Annotated in this window: 16 protein-coding genes and 1 pseudogene; 7 read left to right on the top strand and 10 right to left on the bottom strand. The window is 36.6% G+C overall.

Annotated features, from left to right (window positions below; genetic code table 11):
• Positions 1 to 171: 171 nt before the first annotated feature.
• The 5 genes from dnaB to tgt form a co-directional block, all read right to left on the bottom strand.
• The gene (gene dnaB, locus EKL99_RS12735) at positions 172 to 1,716 is read right to left on the bottom strand and encodes a replicative DNA helicase (RefSeq protein ID WP_126460829.1); all 1,545 of its coding nucleotides are present in this window, start codon (positions 1,714 to 1,716) and stop codon (positions 172 to 174) included.
• 140 nt (positions 1,717 to 1,856) lie between these two features.
• On the bottom strand, positions 1,857 to 2,810 hold the full coding sequence (locus EKL99_RS12730) for an acetyl-CoA carboxylase carboxyltransferase subunit alpha (RefSeq protein WP_126455741.1): 954 nt from the start codon (positions 2,808 to 2,810) through the stop codon (positions 1,857 to 1,859).
• A gap of 73 nt (positions 2,811 to 2,883) precedes the next feature.
• Entirely contained in the window at positions 2,884 to 3,813 is a 930-nt protein-coding gene (locus EKL99_RS12725; protein ID WP_126460832.1) for a DMT family transporter, read from the bottom strand.
• A complete protein-coding gene (locus EKL99_RS12720) occupies positions 3,800 to 4,888 on the bottom strand; it encodes an LptF/LptG family permease (RefSeq protein ID WP_126460835.1) in 1,089 nt (362 codons plus the stop codon). Before EKL99_RS12720 ends, EKL99_RS12725 begins: the two co-directional genes overlap by 14 nt.
• A gap of 65 nt (positions 4,889 to 4,953) precedes the next feature.
• On the bottom strand, positions 4,954 to 6,084 hold the full coding sequence (gene tgt, locus EKL99_RS12715; protein WP_126460838.1) for a tRNA guanosine(34) transglycosylase Tgt: 1,131 nt from the start codon (positions 6,082 to 6,084) through the stop codon (positions 4,954 to 4,956).
• 621 nt (positions 6,085 to 6,705) lie between these two features.
• Here tgt and EKL99_RS12710 point away from each other — a divergent pair.
• From EKL99_RS12710 to EKL99_RS12680, 7 genes and pseudogenes are all read left to right on the top strand, one after another.
• Positions 6,706 to 7,161 (top strand): hypothetical protein, encoded by a 456-nt coding sequence (locus tag EKL99_RS12710; RefSeq protein WP_126577071.1) that lies wholly within the window; start codon positions 6,706 to 6,708, stop codon positions 7,159 to 7,161.
• A gap of 166 nt (positions 7,162 to 7,327) precedes the next feature.
• On the top strand, positions 7,328 to 7,951 hold the full coding sequence (locus tag EKL99_RS12705; protein ID WP_126577070.1) for a hypothetical protein: 624 nt from the start codon (positions 7,328 to 7,330) through the stop codon (positions 7,949 to 7,951).
• 430 nt (positions 7,952 to 8,381) lie between these two features.
• Positions 8,382 to 8,681, top strand: coding sequence for a type II toxin-antitoxin system RelE/ParE family toxin (locus EKL99_RS12700; RefSeq protein WP_126577069.1), 300 nt, complete (start codon positions 8,382 to 8,384; stop codon positions 8,679 to 8,681).
• A 3-nt stretch (positions 8,682 to 8,684) separates the two neighbouring features.
• Positions 8,685 to 8,969 (top strand): addiction module antidote protein, encoded by a 285-nt coding sequence (locus tag EKL99_RS12695; RefSeq protein ID WP_126563982.1) that lies wholly within the window; start codon positions 8,685 to 8,687, stop codon positions 8,967 to 8,969.
• Between the two features lie 851 nt (positions 8,970 to 9,820).
• Positions 9,821 to 10,737 (top strand): annotated as a pseudogene (locus tag EKL99_RS12690) (IS1595 family transposase).
• A gap of 65 nt (positions 10,738 to 10,802) precedes the next feature.
• Positions 10,803 to 11,390 carry a hypothetical protein gene (locus EKL99_RS12685; RefSeq protein ID WP_126460856.1) on the top strand — a complete coding sequence of 196 codons (588 nt, stop codon included), beginning with the start codon at positions 10,803 to 10,805 and terminating at the stop codon, positions 11,388 to 11,390.
• A gap of 291 nt (positions 11,391 to 11,681) precedes the next feature.
• A complete protein-coding gene (locus tag EKL99_RS12680; protein WP_370274238.1) occupies positions 11,682 to 12,083 on the top strand; it encodes a group II intron maturase-specific domain-containing protein in 402 nt (133 codons plus the stop codon).
• A gap of 155 nt (positions 12,084 to 12,238) precedes the next feature.
• Here the strand turns inward: EKL99_RS12680 and EKL99_RS12675 are convergent, their stop codons facing one another.
• The 5 genes from EKL99_RS12675 to EKL99_RS12655 form a co-directional block, all read right to left on the bottom strand.
• Positions 12,239 to 12,544: a helix-turn-helix domain-containing protein gene (locus EKL99_RS12675; RefSeq protein WP_126462634.1), complete on the bottom strand. Its 306-nt coding sequence runs from the start codon at positions 12,542 to 12,544 to the stop codon at positions 12,239 to 12,241.
• Between the two features lie 5 nt (positions 12,545 to 12,549).
• A complete protein-coding gene (locus tag EKL99_RS12670; RefSeq protein ID WP_126577068.1) occupies positions 12,550 to 12,903 on the bottom strand; it encodes a type II toxin-antitoxin system RelE/ParE family toxin in 354 nt (117 codons plus the stop codon).
• Positions 12,904 to 13,176: 273 nt separating this feature from the next.
• Positions 13,177 to 16,929 (bottom strand): phosphoribosylformylglycinamidine synthase, encoded by a 3,753-nt coding sequence (gene purL, locus EKL99_RS12665; RefSeq protein WP_126577067.1) that lies wholly within the window; start codon positions 16,927 to 16,929, stop codon positions 13,177 to 13,179.
• Positions 16,930 to 17,020: 91 nt separating this feature from the next.
• A complete protein-coding gene (locus EKL99_RS12660) occupies positions 17,021 to 18,856 on the bottom strand; it encodes an endonuclease (protein WP_126577066.1) in 1,836 nt (611 codons plus the stop codon).
• Positions 18,857 to 19,167: 311 nt separating this feature from the next.
• Positions 19,168 to 20,943 (bottom strand): endonuclease, encoded by a 1,776-nt coding sequence (locus EKL99_RS12655; protein WP_126462622.1) that lies wholly within the window; start codon positions 20,941 to 20,943, stop codon positions 19,168 to 19,170.
• Positions 20,944 to 20,956: the final 13 nt, after the last annotated feature.

The raw sequence follows: 20,956 nt of genomic DNA, 5'->3' as shown, positions 1-20,956 counted from the left end.
TGAGCCCGATAAAATATCGAGCTCATTATTATCAAAATTAATTATAAATTTGTCTAAACTTTTGGGTGCAGTCTAAATAGCGGGCTTTCTATTTTTATAAACTGTATTTATTATGCTTACTTTTTTTTGTAAAGAAAAACGGGTAGTGCGCATGCTGATGAGGCTTGTTTGCTAAAAAGGAACATCGCTGTCATCATCCGGATCATTCAAATTGCTTCCAAAAGCATCATTGGCAGAGGGCAGGTTTTTAGTAATGAAAGGGTTGTCATCCTGATTCATACTGGATGGTAAGTCATCATATCCGCCACTGTAATCTTCCAGGTTATCAAATTTTCCCAGATGTCCAATAAACTTCAACCGAACGTTTTCTATACTACCATTACGGTGTTTGGCAATCATTATTTCTGCCTGACCGGCTGTTGGTGAGGCTTCTTCATCATCCCATTCGTCTATTTTGTAGTATTCAGGACGGTATAAAAAAGACACAATATCCGCATCTTGCTCAATCGCTCCTGATTCCCGTAAATCAGACAATAACGGTCTCTTGCTGGATCCACGGGTTTCTACCGCTCGAGATAATTGAGAAAGTGCAATAACAGGAACGTTCAATTCCTTGGCTAATGCTTTCAAGTTTCGGGAAATGCTAGAAATTTCCTGCTCTCTGTTTCCGCCTCCTTTTCCGTTTCCGCCAGCCGTCATCAATTGCAAGTAATCCACAATGATAATTCGGATCCCATGTTGCGAAACCAATCGCCTGGCTTTAGCCCGTAAATCAAAAATCGATAAGGAAGGCGTATCATCAATAAAGAGAGGTGCTTTTTCTAAGTTTTTAACTTTGGTACTCAACTGTTCCCATTCGTGTTTTTCTAGTTTTCCGGTACGCAATTTCTCTGATGACAAACCTGTTTCAGAGGAAATTAGCCGGGTAATTAACTGTACTGATGCCATCTCCAGAGAAAATAAGGCCACTGGTATTCCGTAATCAATAGCCATATTTCTGGCCATGGATAATACAAATGCAGTTTTTCCCATTGCAGGTCGTGCCGCAATAATAATTAAATCGCTGGGCTGCCAACCGGAAGTAATCTTATCTAACTTATCAAAACCAGTGGCAACACCGCTCAATCCTTCTTGACCGGCAATTTCTTCAATTCGTTTTTTTGCCTGTAGCACTAAACTTTGAGCTGTCTCTGAACTTCGTTTGATGTTTCCTTGTGTTATTTCATATAATTTAGATTCAGCTCTGTCTAATAAATCAAAAACATCCGCTGATTCATCGTAAGAGTCTTCAATGATTTCAGTAGAAATCCGAATCAAACTGCGTTGAATAAACTTTTGAAGAATGATTCTGGAGTGAAATTCAATGTGTGCCGAAGAGGATATCTTTTGCGTAAGCTGAATTAAGTAAAAATCACCGCCTGCTAAATCTAATTTTGCATTTTTCTTCAGTTGGGCAGAAACGGTTAATAAATCAATAGGCTGTGTTTCTGTAAACAATTGAACAATAGCCTCAAAAATATGTTTGTGTGCTTCTTTATAAAAAGCATCAGGTTGTAAAATGTCAATAACATCATCAACCCCTTTTTTGTCAATCATCATGGCACCAAGCACAGCCTCTTCTAAATCGAGCACCTGTGGTTGTAATTTTCCTTTTTCAAGGCTTATAATAGTCGTTTTATCAACCTTGACAGGATTAATATTTCTGAAGTTTTCCATGAAGCGAAAGTAACTAAAATTAAAAAAACATAGTCGTTGAGTTGTTACAAATAATTGTTCATAACTAACTATTTTTTGTTTATAACCAAAAAAAAATCCGAAACGGCAAGGCTTCGGATTAAATAGTAATTTGTAAGATTTTACTCTTTATATTCTCCCATTTTGCAGTATTTATCCATTCTTTGAGCCACTAATTCTGCTGTTGATAAGTCTTTCAATTCGTTGAAACCTTTCATAATATATTGCTCTACCGTTTTGAAAGCAGTTGCTCTGTCATAATGTGCACCGCCTAGTGGTTCAGGAATAATATCATCTACTAATTTTTGTTTTTTCATGTCAGCTGAAGTCAGCTTCAGTGCTTCGGCAGCTTGTTCTTTATATTCCCAGCTTTTCCATAAAATAGAAGAACATGATTCTGGAGAAATGACGGAATACCAGGTATTTTCCATCATGTATACCTTGTCACCAACTCCTATTCCTAATGCGCCACCAGAGGCACCTTCTCCTACGATAACAGTAATAATTGGCACTTTAAGACCAATCATTTCAAATATGTTTCTGGCAATGGCTTCTCCTTGTCCGCGTTCCTCGGCTTCTAATCCCGGGTAAGCCCCTGGAGTGTCGATCAACGTCAAAACAGGAATTCCAAATTTCTCTGCCATCTTCATCAATCGCAACGCTTTTCTATATCCTTCCGGATTGGCCATTCCAAAATTACGGAACTGTCGTGTCTTAGTGTTGAATCCTTTTTGCTGACCCACAATCATAAAGGATTGCCCGTCAATTTTTCCTAAACCACCAATCATGGCTTTATCATCTTTAAAACCTCTGTCGCCAAAAAGTTCCAGAAACGTATCGCCACACAAGGCACGCACGTGGTCCATTGTATACGGGCGGCTTGGATGTCTGGATAATTGGACACGTTGCCAGGCAGTCAAATTTTTATAGATTTTTCTTTTGGTCTCTTCTAGTTTTTTGTTGATTTGTTTGCAAGTATTCGTTACATCAACATCTGATTCCTGACCAATAATAAGACATTTATCTAACTGTTCTTCTAGTTCTTTTATTGGAAGCTCAAAATCTAAATATTCCATAGGATTTTTGCGTTTTTGTTTTTATTTCGAACCGCAAATATAAAATTTTAAATCGTTCGAAAAGGTAAATATTCTATTTATGTGTAAAAGTTTGCTTCTCTAAAGCGGGAGATTCTTTTTTAATTTTATTTTTTTGATAGTGTTTAATCACCCCGTTTAGGATTACTGTGATTACAATTATTAGTGCACCAATGTAAAATTCAAAACTCATTTTCTCTTTTCCGCCAAGGATAAAATAGGCCAAAACAATGCCGTAAACCGGTTCTAAATTCGTAGTCAGCATTACGGTATATGGCGTTAGTTTTTGCATTATTTTTACTGAAGCAGTAAAGGCATAGGCGGTACAAACGGATGCCAGAATCAATATCAGGATCCAATTATTAGCCGTTAATACAAAGAAATCGGCCGTGAATTTTTGTTCGAACACAAAGTAAATCGATATGAAACCAACACCCGCCAGGAATTCATAAAACGAGATAACCGAAGGATCGTGATCCGCAATGAGTTTTCCGTTCATCAGCGTAAATAAAACACCTAATATAATGGATGCTAAGGCGTATAACATTCCGTCCAGGTAATTGATTTCGACCTTCATAATCAGTCCCAGCCCTGCAATTATGATCAGTCCAAAAAAGACTTCGTACCACAGTACTTTTCGACCATAAAAAAGTGGCTCCAGCAGCGATGCAAAAAAAGCACCCAATGAAAAAACGGATAATGTAATAGACACATTAGAAACATGGATCGCTTTGAAAAATAAAATCCAATGCAAAGCAATCAATAATCCGACAAAAATCAATTTAAAAAATGATTTTAGCGGAATCCGAAACGATTTTTTCTTATACACCAGAAAAAGAGCTAAAAAGATACCGGCAAAAAACATGCGGTACCACACCAAGGCATCTGCCGTTATAGTGATTAGAGCGCCTAAAATGGCGGTAAAACCCCAAATAAAAACAATCAAATGGAGGTTTAAGTAACTTTTTAAATTATCGTTTTGCATTTCGTAATAGGTAGATGGCTAAAATTCCAAAAGCAATATTGGGCAACCAAACCGCTAATAGGGGAGGGAAACTGGATTTTTCTGCAAGAACACCAAAGATTTTATCAAAGAATACAAAGGCAAAAGCCAGCGCAATTCCTATGGCCAGATTCGTTCCCATTCCGCCTCTTCGTTTCATCGATGAGACTGCAACTGCAATGATGGTCAGGATAAATGCGGATATCGGGACACTGTATTTTTTGTACAAAACCACTAAATAGATGTTGATATTAGAGGAACCGCGTTCTTTTTCTTTGGCAATAAAGGCATTCAATTTTCCTAAATTCAGGGTTTCTGCAATATACACCACTGGAGTTAAATCCTCTAAATCGAATGTGAAAATAGCCTCTTTCTGGGGTAGTTTTTCAATTTTATCATTCAGTTCTCCCACCGTTCTTTTTGTATAATCATACAGGGTGTAGGTACTGTCCTTTGGATTCCATTTGATCCTGCTGGCCGTGATTTTATGAACGAGTTTTTCGTTTTTAAATTTTTCCAGTGAAAAATTAAAAGCTATTTTAGACTCCGTATTAAAACTGTTTACATAGATAAATTCATCATTACTAATTTGGCGATACACATCCGTATTATCCCCGCGCATGGCCTCTTTTCCGCCTCCTTTTAAATACGTATACCTAAAGTTATTAAAGCCTTCGCTGGCAGCGGGAACAACAAAAAACCCCATTAGTAAAACAAAAACAGAAACTATGGAAGCACCAATAATATACGGTCTTAAGAAACGCGTAAATGAAATTCCGGAGCTCAAAATAGCAATAATCTCCGTATCATTTGCCAGTTTTGAGGTAAACCAAATCACCGATAAAAACAAAAATATCGGGAACAGAGAATTCGCAAAATAAACCGTAAAGTTGTAGTAATAAAGTGCAATCTCTAAAAACGGAACCTTGTTTTCCAGCATTTTGTTGATCTTCTCAGATACATCAACAACGATTCCTATGGGGATAAACAACAACAACATCACCACAAATGTGGTTAAATATCTTTTTAGGATGTATTTGTCTATTATAGTAAGCATAGTTTTGGGTATTAGGTTTTAGGTTTTGGGTTTTGGTTACTAAAACCTAATACCCCTAACCTAATTTACAATCTCTGGTTCATGTTTTTCACCATCATTTCTTTCCAAGGTCTAAAATCGCCCGCTAAGATATGTTTTCTGGCCTCCCGAACCAACCACATATAAAAACCAAGATTGTGTATCGTGGCAATTTGTTTCCCCAAGTATTCATTGGCAGCAAAAAGGTGACGCAAATACGCTTTCGTATATTCTGTATCTACAAAGGTGATTCCCATTTCGTCAACGGGCGAAAAATCAGCTTCCCACTTTTTGTTTTTGATATTGATGGTGCCATTCGCTGTAAATAACATTCCATTTCTGGCGTTTCGGGTAGGCATCACACAGTCAAACATGTCAATTCCAAGGGCAATATTCTCCAGAATATTTATAGGAGTTCCTACGCCCATCAGGTAACGCGGTTTGTCTTCCGGTAAAATTTCGCAAACTATTTCGGTCATGGCATACATTTCCTCGGCAGGTTCCCCTACGGAGAGTCCACCAATGGCGTTTCCTACTTGATTAGAATTTGCAATATATTCCGCTGATTGCTGACGCAAATCCTTATAACAGCTTCCTTGAACAATTGGGAAAAAAGCCTGATCGTAACCGTATTTTACAGGCTGCGTGTCTAAATGATTGATGCAACGATCCAGCCAGCGGTGTGTCATTTTCATCGAGCGTTTTGCATAGTTGTAATCACAGGGATACGGCGTACATTCATCAAACGCCATGATAATATCGGCACCAATGGTACGCTGAATTTCCATCACATTCTCTGGCGTAAAAAAGTGATAGGAACCATCAATGTGCGATTTGAACTTCACGCCCTCCTCCTTGATTTTTCTATTGGCCGAAAGCGAATACACTTGGTAGCCACCAGAATCCGTCAAAATATTACGGTCCCAGTTCATGAATTTATGCAAACCTCCGGCTTTCTCTAGGATTTCCGTTTGAGGTCGCAAGTATAAGTGGTAGGTATTTCCCAGAATAATATCCGGGTTAATGTCTTGTTTCAATTCCCGTTGATGCACTCCTTTGACCGAAGCTACGGTACCCACAGGCATAAAAATTGGGGTTTCAATCACCCCGTGATCAGTAGTAATACTTCCCGCTCTGGCTTTGGACAGCGGATCTTTTTTTAATAAATCAAACTTCATCTAGTATTTTTATTGTTTTTTCGGTCACATGCTATTCGCCAATAAAGCTGTTTTACCAAACATTTACCGCAGCGCAGAACATAGCAACGTATTTCAACCGATTGTTCGGCTGGCAAAGATAGGTTAATTTGAAACCTACATCAAAAAAATGTTTGCCATCCCGCAAAGTAATAAAGTGCATCGAAAGCTGTGGGATGACAACCAAAACAACCTTTTTTTTTAAGAAATAATTAAACAATAATAGTATTCAAAAACACACATACCATTTAGCACATGGACTTGGGCGTGCCCTAAAAAGGTCGGGCTATCCGTTATAATCTTTTACTGCGCTGCGCTTCATAAAAGGATTTCTACTATTATCCCTCACGCAAGATTTGGTTTAACAACAACTAAAATTTCCCCATTACTATTCAAAAAGCATCCAGCAAATAAAAAGTCCTTTTGATGATTTGTAAGAAAATTTTAATATATTTGAAAATAAGTAAAGCGAAACAAACTTTCGCCAATCTATCCAATTTTGGGTGTATATGCGAAGGTTTGTTTCGCCTGTATACAAGTTAGCGGTAATCGCAAGCGAAACCGGAAAATTATTATTGACATTTTAACTTAAAAAACTTAGACATGAAAAAATTATTTACTTGCATTACTTTAATGATTATTGTTGTTTCGAATGCACAAATGAAAGTTAGCAATGTTGAAAAACCGGAAGAAATTGGAAAAGTTGGAGCTGGAATGGGAATTTGGTTTGGTAAATTAGAAAAGTATAGTGATGGTAAATATATATTATCATACAAGGATTTTAAATTCCAACAAATGGAAGTTTATAAAGAGTTTCCATTAATCGCTGAAGATGTAGAAGGATTGTATAACTTAATTATTGAGAATTTTGAAAAAATGCCAGCCGAAGATATTAAGGTTGAATTACCTAATGACATTTTGTATATAAATTACAAGAAATCTTTTGGTATTCCTGTAGTTACAATATATCATCATCCAAATAAACTTTCAGATGTTGTTGGCGTAACTCAATCTTTTACCAAGAAACAAATTACAAAGCTTTTTGGTAAAAACAAATAACACAAAGCGACAACCGCTAACAAATGCTAAAACTCATGGCTAGTTTTTCGGTAAGTTGTTCGTCTCTTTTTCCTAACTTCGTTTTACGGTAATGGAGAAAACTCGGTCACTAAGTCGCCACGAGTTCTAGCATCGACCGTTGTAGGATATCTCAAAAAAAATGTGGATGAAAAAGAAATTCATTTATCTGAATGCAATATTAATATTAGTAATATTACTTGTTTTTATTTTTGGTGATTACTTCTCACCAATTGAAATGAAATTTCAGTATTGGTGGAGTACGAAATATCTCGAATGGAAAATGTTGTCAATAATATTTTTAAGTTTCGCATTTTTTTCTGCTGTAATAAGCTTAATTGACATCAAAAATTTGAAATATATAAGTAAGTTTAGTAGAGTTTTCTTTTCTCTAAATTGTTTACTACTATTATTCTTAATCTACAATTTCACAGAATTATATTTAACAACAAAGAGTGAATTAACTAAACGAGAAAACGAATTAATAAAAGAGGCAAAACGTGATGTAAAAGACGATAATGTCACTTATAAATTTGCTGGCGGACTTCAACTTCCGATGCATACACAAAAAAATGAAAATAGAATTGATAGTATTAGAAAGAAATATGGTATAAAATATAAAAACACAGGTTGCATCGTAGATTTGATTGAAATACAAGCACAAGAAAAATATTCAGAAACTGTAAAACCATATTTAGAAAAGAGAAACGGAAAAAATTGGGAATATAAAATGCAAAAAGAAATTGAACTTATAAAAAGAGACATCCGCTAACAGCTAGGGATTCGTTGCGTGCGTAGCACGAACAATGAATTATAATCACCGAATACCAACAAAAATAAATTCAATGAGGTAAACCCGGGTTGAACGGAACCGATTGTACGTCCGTTAACACTATGGAGTTGCCGGAAAGTTTTTAGAGAGAATACGAAGAGGATTTAGTGTCCTCTTTTTTTGTAGAGTTATTTGCCTTTTTTAATTCTTTTCATTCATTAACCACATGTAAGTTTCATCTCTTAAAGAATTTTAATTGTAGTTTAAATAACACATATTTACTCAATGACTAATAAAATAGAGTTCGTTTAGAGGTTTTTAGACGAACTGACGTTAGGCGTCATTTTGCCTAGACAGAACGTTCAAAACTGAATTTGCAAGATTAAATTATTTTTTATAATTTTGTATCCAAACGAATACAACTTAAAGGATGTACTTTCTTGAAAAGACGACGGAATTTGACAAATGGTTTAATAAACTGAATGACTTTAGAGCAAAAGCAAAAATTTTGTTCCGACTTCAAAAGTTAGAAAAGGACGAACACTTTGGAGATTGCGAACCTGTTGGAGATGGAATTAGAGAACTGAAAATTAACTACGCAAAAGGTTACAGAGTTTATTTCAAAGAAATTGATGGGAAAGTTATTATTTTACTTATTGGAGGAGATAAATCTACTCAACAAAAAGACATTGAAAAAGCAAAAGAAATTTGGAAAAAATTAAAAAAATAAAAAATGGAAACGTCAGAATTTGATATTGCAGATTATTTGGACAGCAACGAAATGATTGCTGAATATCTAAATACAGTTTTGGAAGAAGGCAATGATGCTGAAATTGTTACCGCAATTGGACATATTGCAAAAGCAATTGGTATGACCAAAATTGCAGAAGAAACTGGAATGAGCAGACCAAGTTTGTATAAAGCATTGTCGAAAGGGTCCAAACCACGATTTTCAACGATAATGAAAGTTTTGAAGGCAGTTGGAGGACAAATACATATAAATCCATTAACCGCATAAAAAAAACGAACGCCTAACAGCTAGGGATTCGTTGCGTGCGTAGCGCGAACAATGAATTATAATCACTGAATACCAACAAAAATAAATTCAATGAGGTAAACCCGGGTTGAACGAACCGATTGTACGTCCGTCAACACTATGGAGTTATCGTAAAGATTTTAGAGAGAATTATAAGAGGCAAGCGAGCCTCTTTTTTTGTAGCGTGGTTTCAGCTTGGTTTTTCTCGTGCTTTCCATCACTATTGAGCATAATTGCCCTTACCCATAATTTAGCTTTTATAGGAATTTGAACTTTGGCTGGGTATTCCGGGGCAAACTGAACACCCTATTCCGGTTTAAACTGTACAGGAGAACTGATGTTATGGGCTATGGCTGCTCGCTATCGCTCGGGTGGCAAATCCGAAAATAGGAATGAATTTAGTCCCAAACCCGCTGTAGTCCCAGAACGTTAGTGGCTATGGCACTACCCCACAATAAAAATAATATGATTTTCTAATTTTCCCAAAGGCACGAGCCATATTGTGAGCACAGTTTATAAAACTGCGCTAACTGTTGTGGTATATCGGAGCGATCGGGTATAAAACCCTAGATGTTTAAAAGTAGAATTTACTGATGTTGTAAGTAAAATCAATTTGGGATAAGGGAATTTATTTTTAAAAACCATTAAAATGTAGATTTGACTTATATTTTATTAAAGACATGAATAAATCTTTTCATTTTAAAAGATATCAAGATTAGTTGCGACTTTTGGGAATTAGTTCACCCACAACAATAATCAAATAAAATAACATGACTATCCTTTACTTGTACAAATGCTAAAAAAAGCTTATATTTGAGTCATCAACCCATTAAATTCAAATTAAGAACCTGCCTGAATTTTTCGAAAAATACCCTGATTAAGCCACATGTGATAAGGGATTCAAAGCTAAACGACTTGAAATGGGAATTGTATGTAAAAAGTGTAAACACAGCGAACATTACTTTCGTAAGACAGATTTGAAATTTCAATGTAAAAAATGCGGTAGTCGTGTCAGTCTTCGTTCAGGTACTGTTATGGAGAATACTAATTTGCCTTTTCAATATTGGATGATCTGTATTGAACTCATGACGCTGTCAAAAAAGAGTTTTTCGGCATTAGAAATGCAACGTATGTAGGGTCACAAACTGTATGAACACATTTGGTTTATGATGCATAAGATAGTATGCGTGACGAAAAACATCAATTAAAAGGCTGTGTTGAATTTGATGAAAAATTGTTTTAAATAATTGACATAAAAGATGTTATCAATTAAAATAAAAATAAAACAGTCAAGAATCTACTCCTAATAAGCGAGATCGTGGAAGTGAAAGACAAGGAAAGGTATTGGTAATAGTTGAATCGAAACCCAGTATCTCTGCACCAAAAAAGGGTAAACCAAACAGAAAAGTTGGTTGTCTAAAAAGGGTAGTTATGAAAGATTTGAAATCTGCAAACAAAACAGCATCTGTGTTAAGCGATGGTTACACCAGGGTATGCTAAATTCAAAGAAGTGATAACAAATCATTATGTTGTAGTAGAGCCAGACAAGAAAAAGGCGGCAAAGATATTTCCTTGTGTAAATAGAACAATCAGTAATACCAAAAAAGTACTTTTAGATATTCATCATAATTGTGTAAACCAGTAATATGTACATAATTATCTTGATGAGTTCTGCTACAAATTTAACAGACGGTATTTTGGAAACAAACTATTGGATAGACTCATGATTAATGCTTTAGAAACAACTTAGTATTAGTTACTGATAGTCATATGTAATAATATAGTATTGTATAACTTTATCAGCACTAATGAATCATGATAAAATTAATAACAATTGTAGTTGCTTTATTTGTTACTAAATTAACTGCACAAGATAATTATCTAGCTTTTTCGGTTGCGTTTGACGTTAGGAATACAATTATGGGAAGTGAACCAACAAATAATGAATCAGCTAAAGACTTTTTAGTGCAATTTTCAATGGTTAGCAAAGATGTAGAAGTCAACATAGGGTATGAAACGTTTCCAAGATTAGATTTTTCTAAGTATACGATTGGAGTGGGATATCACACCCATTTCTATGTAAATTTATTTAGAAGAGTTATTCACACTGTTTTTATACCTAGTATAGAACCTACATTAATAAACAGAAATGGTGATTGGGGAGGAGGAATTGGGTATAATCAAGAGTCTTCTCATTTATCGTTAGGGTTGAATTTAGGGCTTAGGTGGGATTTATCAGATGATATAGCTGTAGAATATTTATTTAATGCCTTACCCAGAAACGACTTGAAGGCTATGTATGGAAATACAATGGATATTACAAATGGAAAGGCGTCTGTTAGCGGTGTTCCAATTATAGGCAGTAATTTTATTAAAGTTGTTTATAAAATAAATCACTACTAACGGACTAAATAAATTCAAGACAAAGGGCTACTTTTAACAGTAAGTACTTAAAATAAATAGGCTTGTCCGTTTAATTACCTATAGTTCATTCCATCGATGATTAACTCCAAGCAATGATTAGTCTTTTCATTGTTTTATCTTAAAAATATCTTCGATTGAATTTATAACCAGACCGCGAGTGTTTGCAGAGAATCGTTGGAATAATTTTGCAAACAGTGCCAATTCCAATTTGCCACAAAAATAAGTCTAATAAAACCACTTCTATTTCGCACTCTAAATGGGCATAATTTCTTGCTGAATCATTCTCTTTGTGGGCACGGATTGCAAATCGCTATCGTTGTCCGAAAAATCAACGACCCGAGCCTGAAAGGCGAACTGGCGAAGCAAATCCAACGAGGATGGTTAAACTATTTTCGAGGAACGAGTATTCGAGGAAAGTTACGAGATATTGATGGATGGTTGCACAATAGACTGCGCTACTGCATTTGGACGGACTGGAAAAAGCCCAAGCGCAAAAGGAAAAACCTGATGCGACTAGGGATTGACAAAGACCACGCTTATGCTTGGAGCAGAACCAGAAATGCTCTGCATTCACGAATACCAAAAATACAATACCAAAGCGTGAGTAAAAGGAGGATGGCGTATTGCCCAGAGTCCGATTCTAACCACTACAATTACCCTACTGCGACTTAAGAAGAAAGGCTATCAATCAATGTTGGAGATTTACATGGAACTCAACCCATCACTTTGCGAACCGCCGTATACGAGACCCGAACGTACGGTGGTGTGAGAGGCGCACTCCGTCAGTTTCTGGCGGAGCCGTCTACTCGATTGGCGGGGTAGTACCTTTATTCGGTTAAACTTAACTTTAAGTGTCCACCTAAACCTAGTCTAATTATTCTCATTAATGTAGAAAGTCTTATATCGCTGGTGTTATTTTCAATTTTAGATATATACGATTTTGTTGTTCCACATTTTAATGCCAGTTGTTCTTGTGTCATTCCACGTTCTTTTCGCATTTCTTGTAACATAACACCAAGTTCGAAGGTCTCGTATTCTTCTTCGTATTTTTCACGGGTTTCGGTTCCTGTTTTCCCGTATTGAGCATCTAAGTGTTCGGCAAATGTTGTAATTTTTTTATTTTCAGTTTTCATAATCGTTACTTTTTATATTTATTTTCTAAATATTCTGCTTTTAGTTTTTCAGCCATTTTGATTTCTGATTTCGGGGTCTTTTGTGTTTTCTTCTGAAATCCATTTACTAAAACAACAATCTTTCCTTTGTCAAAAAAACTAAAAACTCTAAAAATATCTGAACCGACTTCAACACGAACTTCAAATATTCCGTCTGCACCAGTCAAATGTTTGAAAAACTTTTCGGGGATTCTTTGTTGAGTTGAAATTAACTGTAAAGTCCAGTTAAATTTTTTCTTAACGTCTTCTTTTTGAGCGTTAAAAAAATTAAGATAATAGTCTTCGTAATAAACAACTTCTCTTATAAATTTCTGACTCATTGGGCAAAGTTAGTCAATTAGATAACTTTAGCAAAGTTTTTGACTGGTAATTTTCAACTTTGCAGTTCTTTGGTATTCCCGCCAACTAGTCAATAGGCGATACAAACCTTCTCACATACACTTAAAATTGACTAGATTGGCGAAGTTTTGTTTCACTTTGTCTATTTTCAAATATATTAAAATTTTCTTACAAATCATCAAAATGGCTTTTAAATTCTTTTCCATAAAAAAAGCGTTCCTGAAAAGGAACGCTTTAAGAAAGTATAGAATAAATTATTTTTTATCAACCCATTTTCTGGCATTGACAAAAGCTTCATGCCAAGGCGAAACTTCATCGTCTCTATCTTTTGGATAATGTGCCCAGTTCCATTGAAATGTAGAGCGCTCTATGTGTGGCATCATTACTAAATGTCGTCCTGTTTTGTCGCAAAGCATGGCCGTATTGTAATCCGATCCGTTTGGATTAGCAGGATAACCTTCATAGGCATATTTAGAAACAATAGTATAATTTTCTTCCCCTATTGGCAAGTTGAATTTTCCTTCGCCATGCGAAACCCAAACTCCAAGCGTACTTCCTGCTAATGAAGAAAGCATCACTGAATTGTTTTCCTGTATAGTCACTGATGTAAAAATACTTTCGTGTTTGTTGCTTTCGTTATGCAGCATTTTTCCATGTACGTCATGCTCCGGATTAATGACTTCCAATTCCATGAACAATTGACAACCATTACAGATTCCAACAGACAAGGTGTCGTCTCTCTTAAAGAAATTGTCTAAAGCGGTTTTTGCTTTTTCATTGTATAAAAATGCTCCCGCCCAACCTTTGGCAGAACCCAATACATCTGAATTCGAGAATCCACCAACCGCGCCAATGAACTGAATGTCTTCCAAGGTTTCACGACCTGAAATTAAATCGGTCATGTGAACATCTTTTACATCAAAACCGGCTAGGTACATGGAATTTGCCATTTCGCGTTCCGAATTACTTCCTTTTTCACGGATAATAGCTGCTTTAGGACGCGGTTTAGAAGCATCAATTACAGGTTTTTTTCCTGTAAAATGTGCAGGGAAAGTATAGTGTAACGCTTGATTTTTATAATTATCAAAACGCGCTTGAGCCATTCCGTTCTTCGATTGTTTTTGGTCTAATAAAAAAGAAGTTTTGAACCAAATATCTCTGTATTTAGCAATGTCGAAAGTCAAAATTTCAGGAGAAGAACTGATTATTTCCAGTTTGGCTCTCTCTCCTTCGGGGAGGGCTGGGGAGGGGATTCCCAATTTATAGAAAGAAACGGTATTAGCATTCAATTTAGATTCTACTTCAGCATCCGATTTTGCTTGGAAAACAATTCCGATATTTTCAGCAAAAAGATATTTAATGATGTCTTTTTCTTCGAATCCCGAAGCTTCGGGAGAGAAATCTATTTTAGCTCCCAAATTCACATCGGCAAAACACATTTCCAATAAAGTAGTAATCAAACCACCACTCCCAATATCGTGTCCTGCAAGAATATTGTTTTCTAAAATTAATTCTTGAATGGTATTGAACGCTCTTTTGAAAAATGCAGCGTCTTTAATCGTGGGTACTTCTTGTCCAATAGTATTCAACGTTTGTGCAAACGAAGAACCGCCTAATTTGAAATCATCTTGAGATAAATTAATGTAATAAATAGAACCGCCATCTCTTTGTAAAACAGGCTCTACTACTTTTCTAATATCGGTACAATTTCCACCTGCTGAAATAATCACCGTTCCCGGCGCAATTACTTCTTCATTTGGATATTTTTGTTTCATGGAAAGAGAATCTTTTCCGGTTGGAATGTTGATTCCCAATTCGATTGCAAAATCCGAACAGGCTTGAACAGCTGTGTATAAACGGGCGTCTTCGCCTTCGTTTTTACACGCCCACATCCAGTTTGCCGAAAGTGAAATTCCCTTTAATCCGTCTTTTATTGGTGCCCAAACAATGTTTGATAAAGATTCAGCAATAGCCGTTCTTGTTCCTGCCACCGGATCAATTAATGAAGCAATAGGCGAGTGCCCAATCGAAGTGGCAACTCCTTCTATTCCTTGATAATCCAAGGCCATTACTCCACAATTATTCAAAGGCAATTGCAAGGGTCCGGCATTTTGTTGTTTGGCAACTTTACCACCCACACAACGGTCTACTTTATTGGTCAACCAGTCTTTACAAGCTACAGCCTCCAATTGAAGTACCTGCTCTAAATAGGTTGAAATGTTTTTCTTGTCGTAACTTAAATCAGTATAATTTCTTTCAATTGTTTCGTCTGTCATGACCACTTTTGGAGAACTTCCAAAAAAGTCTTCTAAAGCGAAATCCATTGGTTTAGCACCTGTTGATTTTGATTGGAAAGTAAAACGGTGATCTCCAGTTACGTCACCCACTTGGTACATTGGAGCACGTTCCCGATCGGCAATTTTTTGCAATAAATCGATGTTTTCCTTTGCAATAACCAATCCCATTCTTTCCTGAGATTCGTTACCAATGATTTCTTTTGCCGAAAGGGTAGGATCTCCCACAGGCAATTTGTCTAAATCAATTAATCCGCCAGTTTCTTCCACTAATTCCGAAAGACAGTTTAAATGTCCGCCAGCACCGTGATCGTGAATCGAAACAATTGGATTAATATCGCTTTCTACCAAACCACGAATGGCATTGGCAGCACGTTTTTGCATTTCTGGGTTCGAACGTTGGATGGCGTTCAACTCAATTCCTGAACTGAAAGCTCCGGTATCTGCTGAAGAAACTGCAGCTCCACCCATTCCAATTCTATAATTTTCACCACCAAGGATAACAATTTTATCGCCTGTTTGTGGTTTTTTCTTAATCGCTTGATCTAATTTTCCGTACCCAATTCCGCCCGCTTGCATAATTACTTTGTCGTACCCTAATTTTCGACCCGTCACACTGAGCGTATCGAAGTGCTCGTGTTCGAAAGTCAGGATAGAACCTGTAATTAACGGTTGTCCAAATTTATTCCCAAAATCAGAAGCTCCGTTGGACGCTTTGATCAAAATATCCATTGGCGTTTGATACAACCATTTTCTTTCGGTCATACCATTTTCCCATGGTCTGCTACCCTGAGCGGAGTCGAATGGGGCTTCTAAACGAGAGTATGAAGTCATGTAAACAGCCGTTCCTGCCATTGGCAACGAACCTTGTCCACCTGCTAAACGATCCCGAATTTCTCCGCCAGAACCTGTTGCAGCCCCATTGAAAGGCTCTACCGTTGTTGGAAAATTATGTGTTTCTGCTTTTAATGAAATAACCGAATCAAATTCTTTGACTTCATAAAAATCAGGTTTATCAGCGCTTTTTGGAGCAAATTGTTGTACCCGAGGCCCTTTTACAAAAGCAACGTTATCTTTGTAAGCCGAGACAATATCGTTCGGATTTTCTTGGGATGTTTTCTTGATTAATTTGAATAAAGAAGATTCTTTTTCTTCCCCGTCAATTATAAAAGTTCCGTTGAAAATCTTGTGGCGACAGTGTTCTGAATTGGCTTGTGAAAAACCAAAAATCTCAGAATCCGTTAGTTTTCGCCCTAATTTAAGCGCTAGATTATCTAAATATGCTACTTCTTCCGGACTCAAAGACAATCCTTCTTGTTTGTTGTAAGCAGCAATATCATCGATGTCCAAAATAGCTTCCGGAAGTACATTGATAGTAAAAATATCTTGATTCAACTCGGTGTACTTTTGCGAAAGCATCGGGTCAAAATCAGAAAAATCAGCGGTCGCTTTATGAAATTCCTCGATTCTAATGATGCCGGATATTCCCATGTTTTGGGTGATTTCTACAGCATTAGTACTCCAAGGGGTTATCATTGTGGCGCGAGGACCAACAAAAAAATCCGTCAGTACGGATTTTTCTATTTTATTTGAATTGGCAAAAAGCCAGTTGAGTCTTGAAATGTCTTGAGCTGACATTTCGACTTCGCTCAATGCGTTTTGCGTATGTACGGCATAAACAGTCTTGCTTTGGTTTTCAAAGAAATGGATCATTGTTATGTAGTTTGTTGTATTGCGGTGCAAATTTAGTCAATTAAGATTAAATTTGGAGTAAAAAAAAAGCGGCAATTTGCCGCTTTGTTAATTAGTTGATTATTAATTTCTTGAGGACTGAATTGGAATCAATAGTCACTCGAACCAAGTACGTTCCTTTTACACTATTTGGCAGCGTAATTTCTGATTTGGTGCTGTTTTCGTCGCTGTAAATTTTCTGACCAATTATAGAATAAATTTCGATAGCATAGCTTTTATTCGAATTATTGATAGAGAAAGTTCCATTGGATGGATTTGGATAGAGGGCAATATCATTTATATCTAAAGCCACACTGGTTTTTGGTGTTTTTTCAATCGTACGACTTCCTAAATTGTTACACGTATCTGATGTAAAGGAATCCCATTGGGTTGTTTTATTAAAAGTAGTTGTTGGTGCCGTAACGGTTGATTTTCTTCTCAGGGTTTGATCCGCCGCAAAGTTTGCAGTTCCACCGTTAAAAGTTCCAATGATATCAATTAAGACGCCATTTTTGAATAAACCTACAGCATCATTCCCATTAAAAGTCATTTCAGTTGCTGATGTAGAAAGGTTTGCTGAGCTTGTAGGATAACAACTAGACGCCATTAAACTATTTACGATTGTGAATTTACTGCCGGTATTCAAAGTCCCTGTTAGGGCTAATCCTGTACTCCAGGCACCGGAACCATTCGTTTGTTTTTTTATGCTATAAATCGATAAGCTGATCGCGGCGCCAGTTGCGTTCGAAATTTCCAAAGCTTTATTGTTTGAAGAGCCTTCAATATATTCTGAAAATAATAAATCTGTTGCAGTTGAACCACTTGCTGCAGCAGTTGTCACATTCACCGTGTTACTTGGGCCAGAGATATTTCCTGCAGCATCTTTAGCTTTTACAAAGAAAGAGTAGGCAGTAGAAGCGGTTAGCCCAGTGATAGTGGTTGTTGTTCCGGTTGTGGTTGTTTTTAAAGCACTGTTCATATACACATTATAGCCAGTTACTCCACTATTATCAGAGGAAGCCGTCCAGTTTAATGAAACGGAATTTGATGTTGTTCCGCTAGCAACTAAATTCGTTGGAGTAGTTGGGGCTTGTGCATCAGCGCTTGGGTTCCAAATTGCCTGTACATACTCAGGATGATCAATATAAGGATTCCTATTGTTTTGAGAATTATAAATGGCATTGTTGCGATCAATTTCTCTAGTGCTGACAGGATCTTGGTTGTGCCAAGTAATCAATACGTTTAAAAAAGCGGTCGTGAACACTTGATTACTCGATCCATTGAACATTGCATAGGAATAACCAGCAACTGTATTTTCATAACGGGTGGCAAAATAAAAATACATTCGGGCAATATCGCCTTTGAATTCATTGATAGGTTCAAAAATAGGTCCTGAATAACCAGAAGTTGTACTCGTTCCAAGTTTACTTCCGTTTAAGGAAGTCCAAGATGCTGAAGTCACCGGTCCGTGCGGATAATTAGAACGCTGACCGTTTACTTTTCCGTCTGTGGGTGTGATGAAATGGGCATCTGAAACCATTGGGGCTGCAGAACCAAAAGTAGATTGCGGAATGATGTGTTCTCTATTGTAACAATCTCCTTCTACACTATAAGTGCCACATCTTTGGGTTGTTCCAGCGGAGTAGTTATAAGGGTCTGTTCCGGCAGGATTTTCAGAATACATGTCTAAAATTGTGGCGTCATTTTCAAAGTAATAATCCCTATCCGAGGTTTGATATATGGTGTATAAACCGCCATATCCGTTATCCGTATGCCCTTTGATGACGTTGTATAATTGTGTTTTGAGTGTGTAGCCAGTTCCTGTGGCGGTGTTGTAATAACCACTTGGTATTTGGGCTATCGTTGCTGTGACGAACAGTAATAATAATGCAGAGTAGATTTTTTTCATAATTTAAATTTGTTTTGGTTATTGGGGTTAGTCTCAGGCTTCCAAATGGGAAAATACTGAAGACTCACAAATTTATAACATTTTGGATGGTATATGTTATGAAATTATGAAGGTATTTGCATTTTTATTAACATAATTAGTAACATTTGAAGTACAACAGGTTGCATTTTTTTTAGAAAAATAAACAGGAAACCTGTAGCGCTAAGTTGTAAAGGAGCTAAAAATTTTCTTTTTATGTATAAAACAAGTCTAAAATAAAACAAAAAAAGCGGCAATAAATGCCGCTTTAAAAGAAATGGTTCGTACTTAAATTAGTTTACAATTAGTTTTTTAGTAACTGATTTAGAATCGTTGGTTATTTTAATTAAATAAACTCCTTTTTGAAGATTGTTAACCGCTGCAGAAGAACTGTTGGTATACTCTTTTTCAAAAACTTTTTGTCCTAATACTGAAAATACTTGAACCGAGTATTTTTCATTTGAATTATTGAAATTTATTTTGATATTTCCATTGGATGGATTGGGATAAATTTCAAAACTTTTTGTTTCTAATTGATCAACACCAAGTGAAGCGGCACAAGTCCAAGAAAGATCATCAAATCGAACACGATTTGATGCTGTGCTGTTTCCAGAAAGGGTAATAATCACATTCCCAGTTACATTGATGTTTGGTATTGTCGTCGTCGTTGACGTACTGCTGTAAGGGATAGTGCCAACTTCTGTTCCATTGACATTCAGTTTAAAAGATCCTGCAGATCCAGAAAAAATAAGCTGGGTGGTAACTGTCAAATCCTTGATACCATTAGCAACAGATGAAGAGGTAAGAGCGCCATTTCGTATTGTTATTGCTCTTGAATTTAATGTTTGGTCGGTACGAGAATCAGTAGAGGTCCATGTTATTCCTGCGTTAGTCCACGTTTGTGTAGCATAAGAACTTGCATTTGCAGGAATAGTTTGAAAATCTTCAGAGGCACAAAAAGTGGTACCGGCAGCTGGTGCTTTAGTGGTTCCATTTACTGATGTACTGGCAACCGAAGAATTTCTTTCAGCATCTCTGGTTATAATATAAAAGGAATAAGTGGTAGATGCAACTAAACCGTTTACTGTAGCAGTTAACCCTGTTTCGGTAGATTTTAATGTACCGTTTACATACACATCATAACCGGTAACACCAACATTATCTGTTGCTGCTGTCCATGTTAAAGTAGCCGAGTTTGAAGTTGTTTCGGTTACTATTAAGTTTGTAACAGCAGAGGGAGCTTCAATATCAACCGCTTCAGTTTTCCAAATAGCCGTTACATAGTTAGGATTGTCAATGTAAGGATTTCTATTGTTCTGGCGCGCATAAATAGCGTTGTTACGGGCAATTTCTCTGGCACTTACCGGATCTTGATTGTGCCAAGCCAGCAGTTGATTTAAAAATGCGGTGGTAAATACTTTACTAGTTGAATTGTTGAACATTGGGTAATTGTATCCGGCAACTGTATTTTCATAACGAGTGGCAAAATAGAAATACATACGGGCAATATCCCCTTTGAATTCATCTATTGGTTCAAAAACAGGACCTGTATAACCTGCTGTTGTACTGGCTCCAAGTTTACTTCCGTTAAGGGTAGTTTGAGTAGCGGTTGCTACTACAGAATGCGGGTAATTAGATCGGATTCCATTTACTTCTCCGTCAGTAGGCGTTATGAAATGCGCATCAGAAACCATTGGTAAGGCTTCGCTGAATATAGATTGCGGTATAATGTGTTCTCGATTGTAACAATCTCCTTCTTTTGCGTAACCACTGCTTCCGCATCGTTGCGTAGTTGCAATAGTGTACGTATATGGATCAGCTCCGGCAGGATTTTCAGAGTACATATCTAAAACTGTTCCGTCCTTTTCAAAGAAATTATCAATATCGGAAGTTTCATAAGTAACATATAAGCCTGCATACGTTTGTACTGTATGGTCTTTGATGATGTTGTATAATTGAGTTTTCAACGTGTAGCCCGTTCCTGTGGCATTGGTATAATATCCTGCTGGCGCTTGCGCAAAACCTGCCGTGAAAAGAAATAAAAAGAGAAGTGAGTAGATTTGTTTCATAGTCTGATAATAG

Source organism: Flavobacterium sp. ZB4P23 (genome assembly GCF_003970375.1).
In the GTDB taxonomy this organism is placed as follows: Bacteria; Bacteroidota; Bacteroidia; order Flavobacteriales; family Flavobacteriaceae; genus Flavobacterium.
Note: the sequence above shows the minus strand (reverse complement) of the source record. Positions and strands in the feature narration are given on the sequence as shown.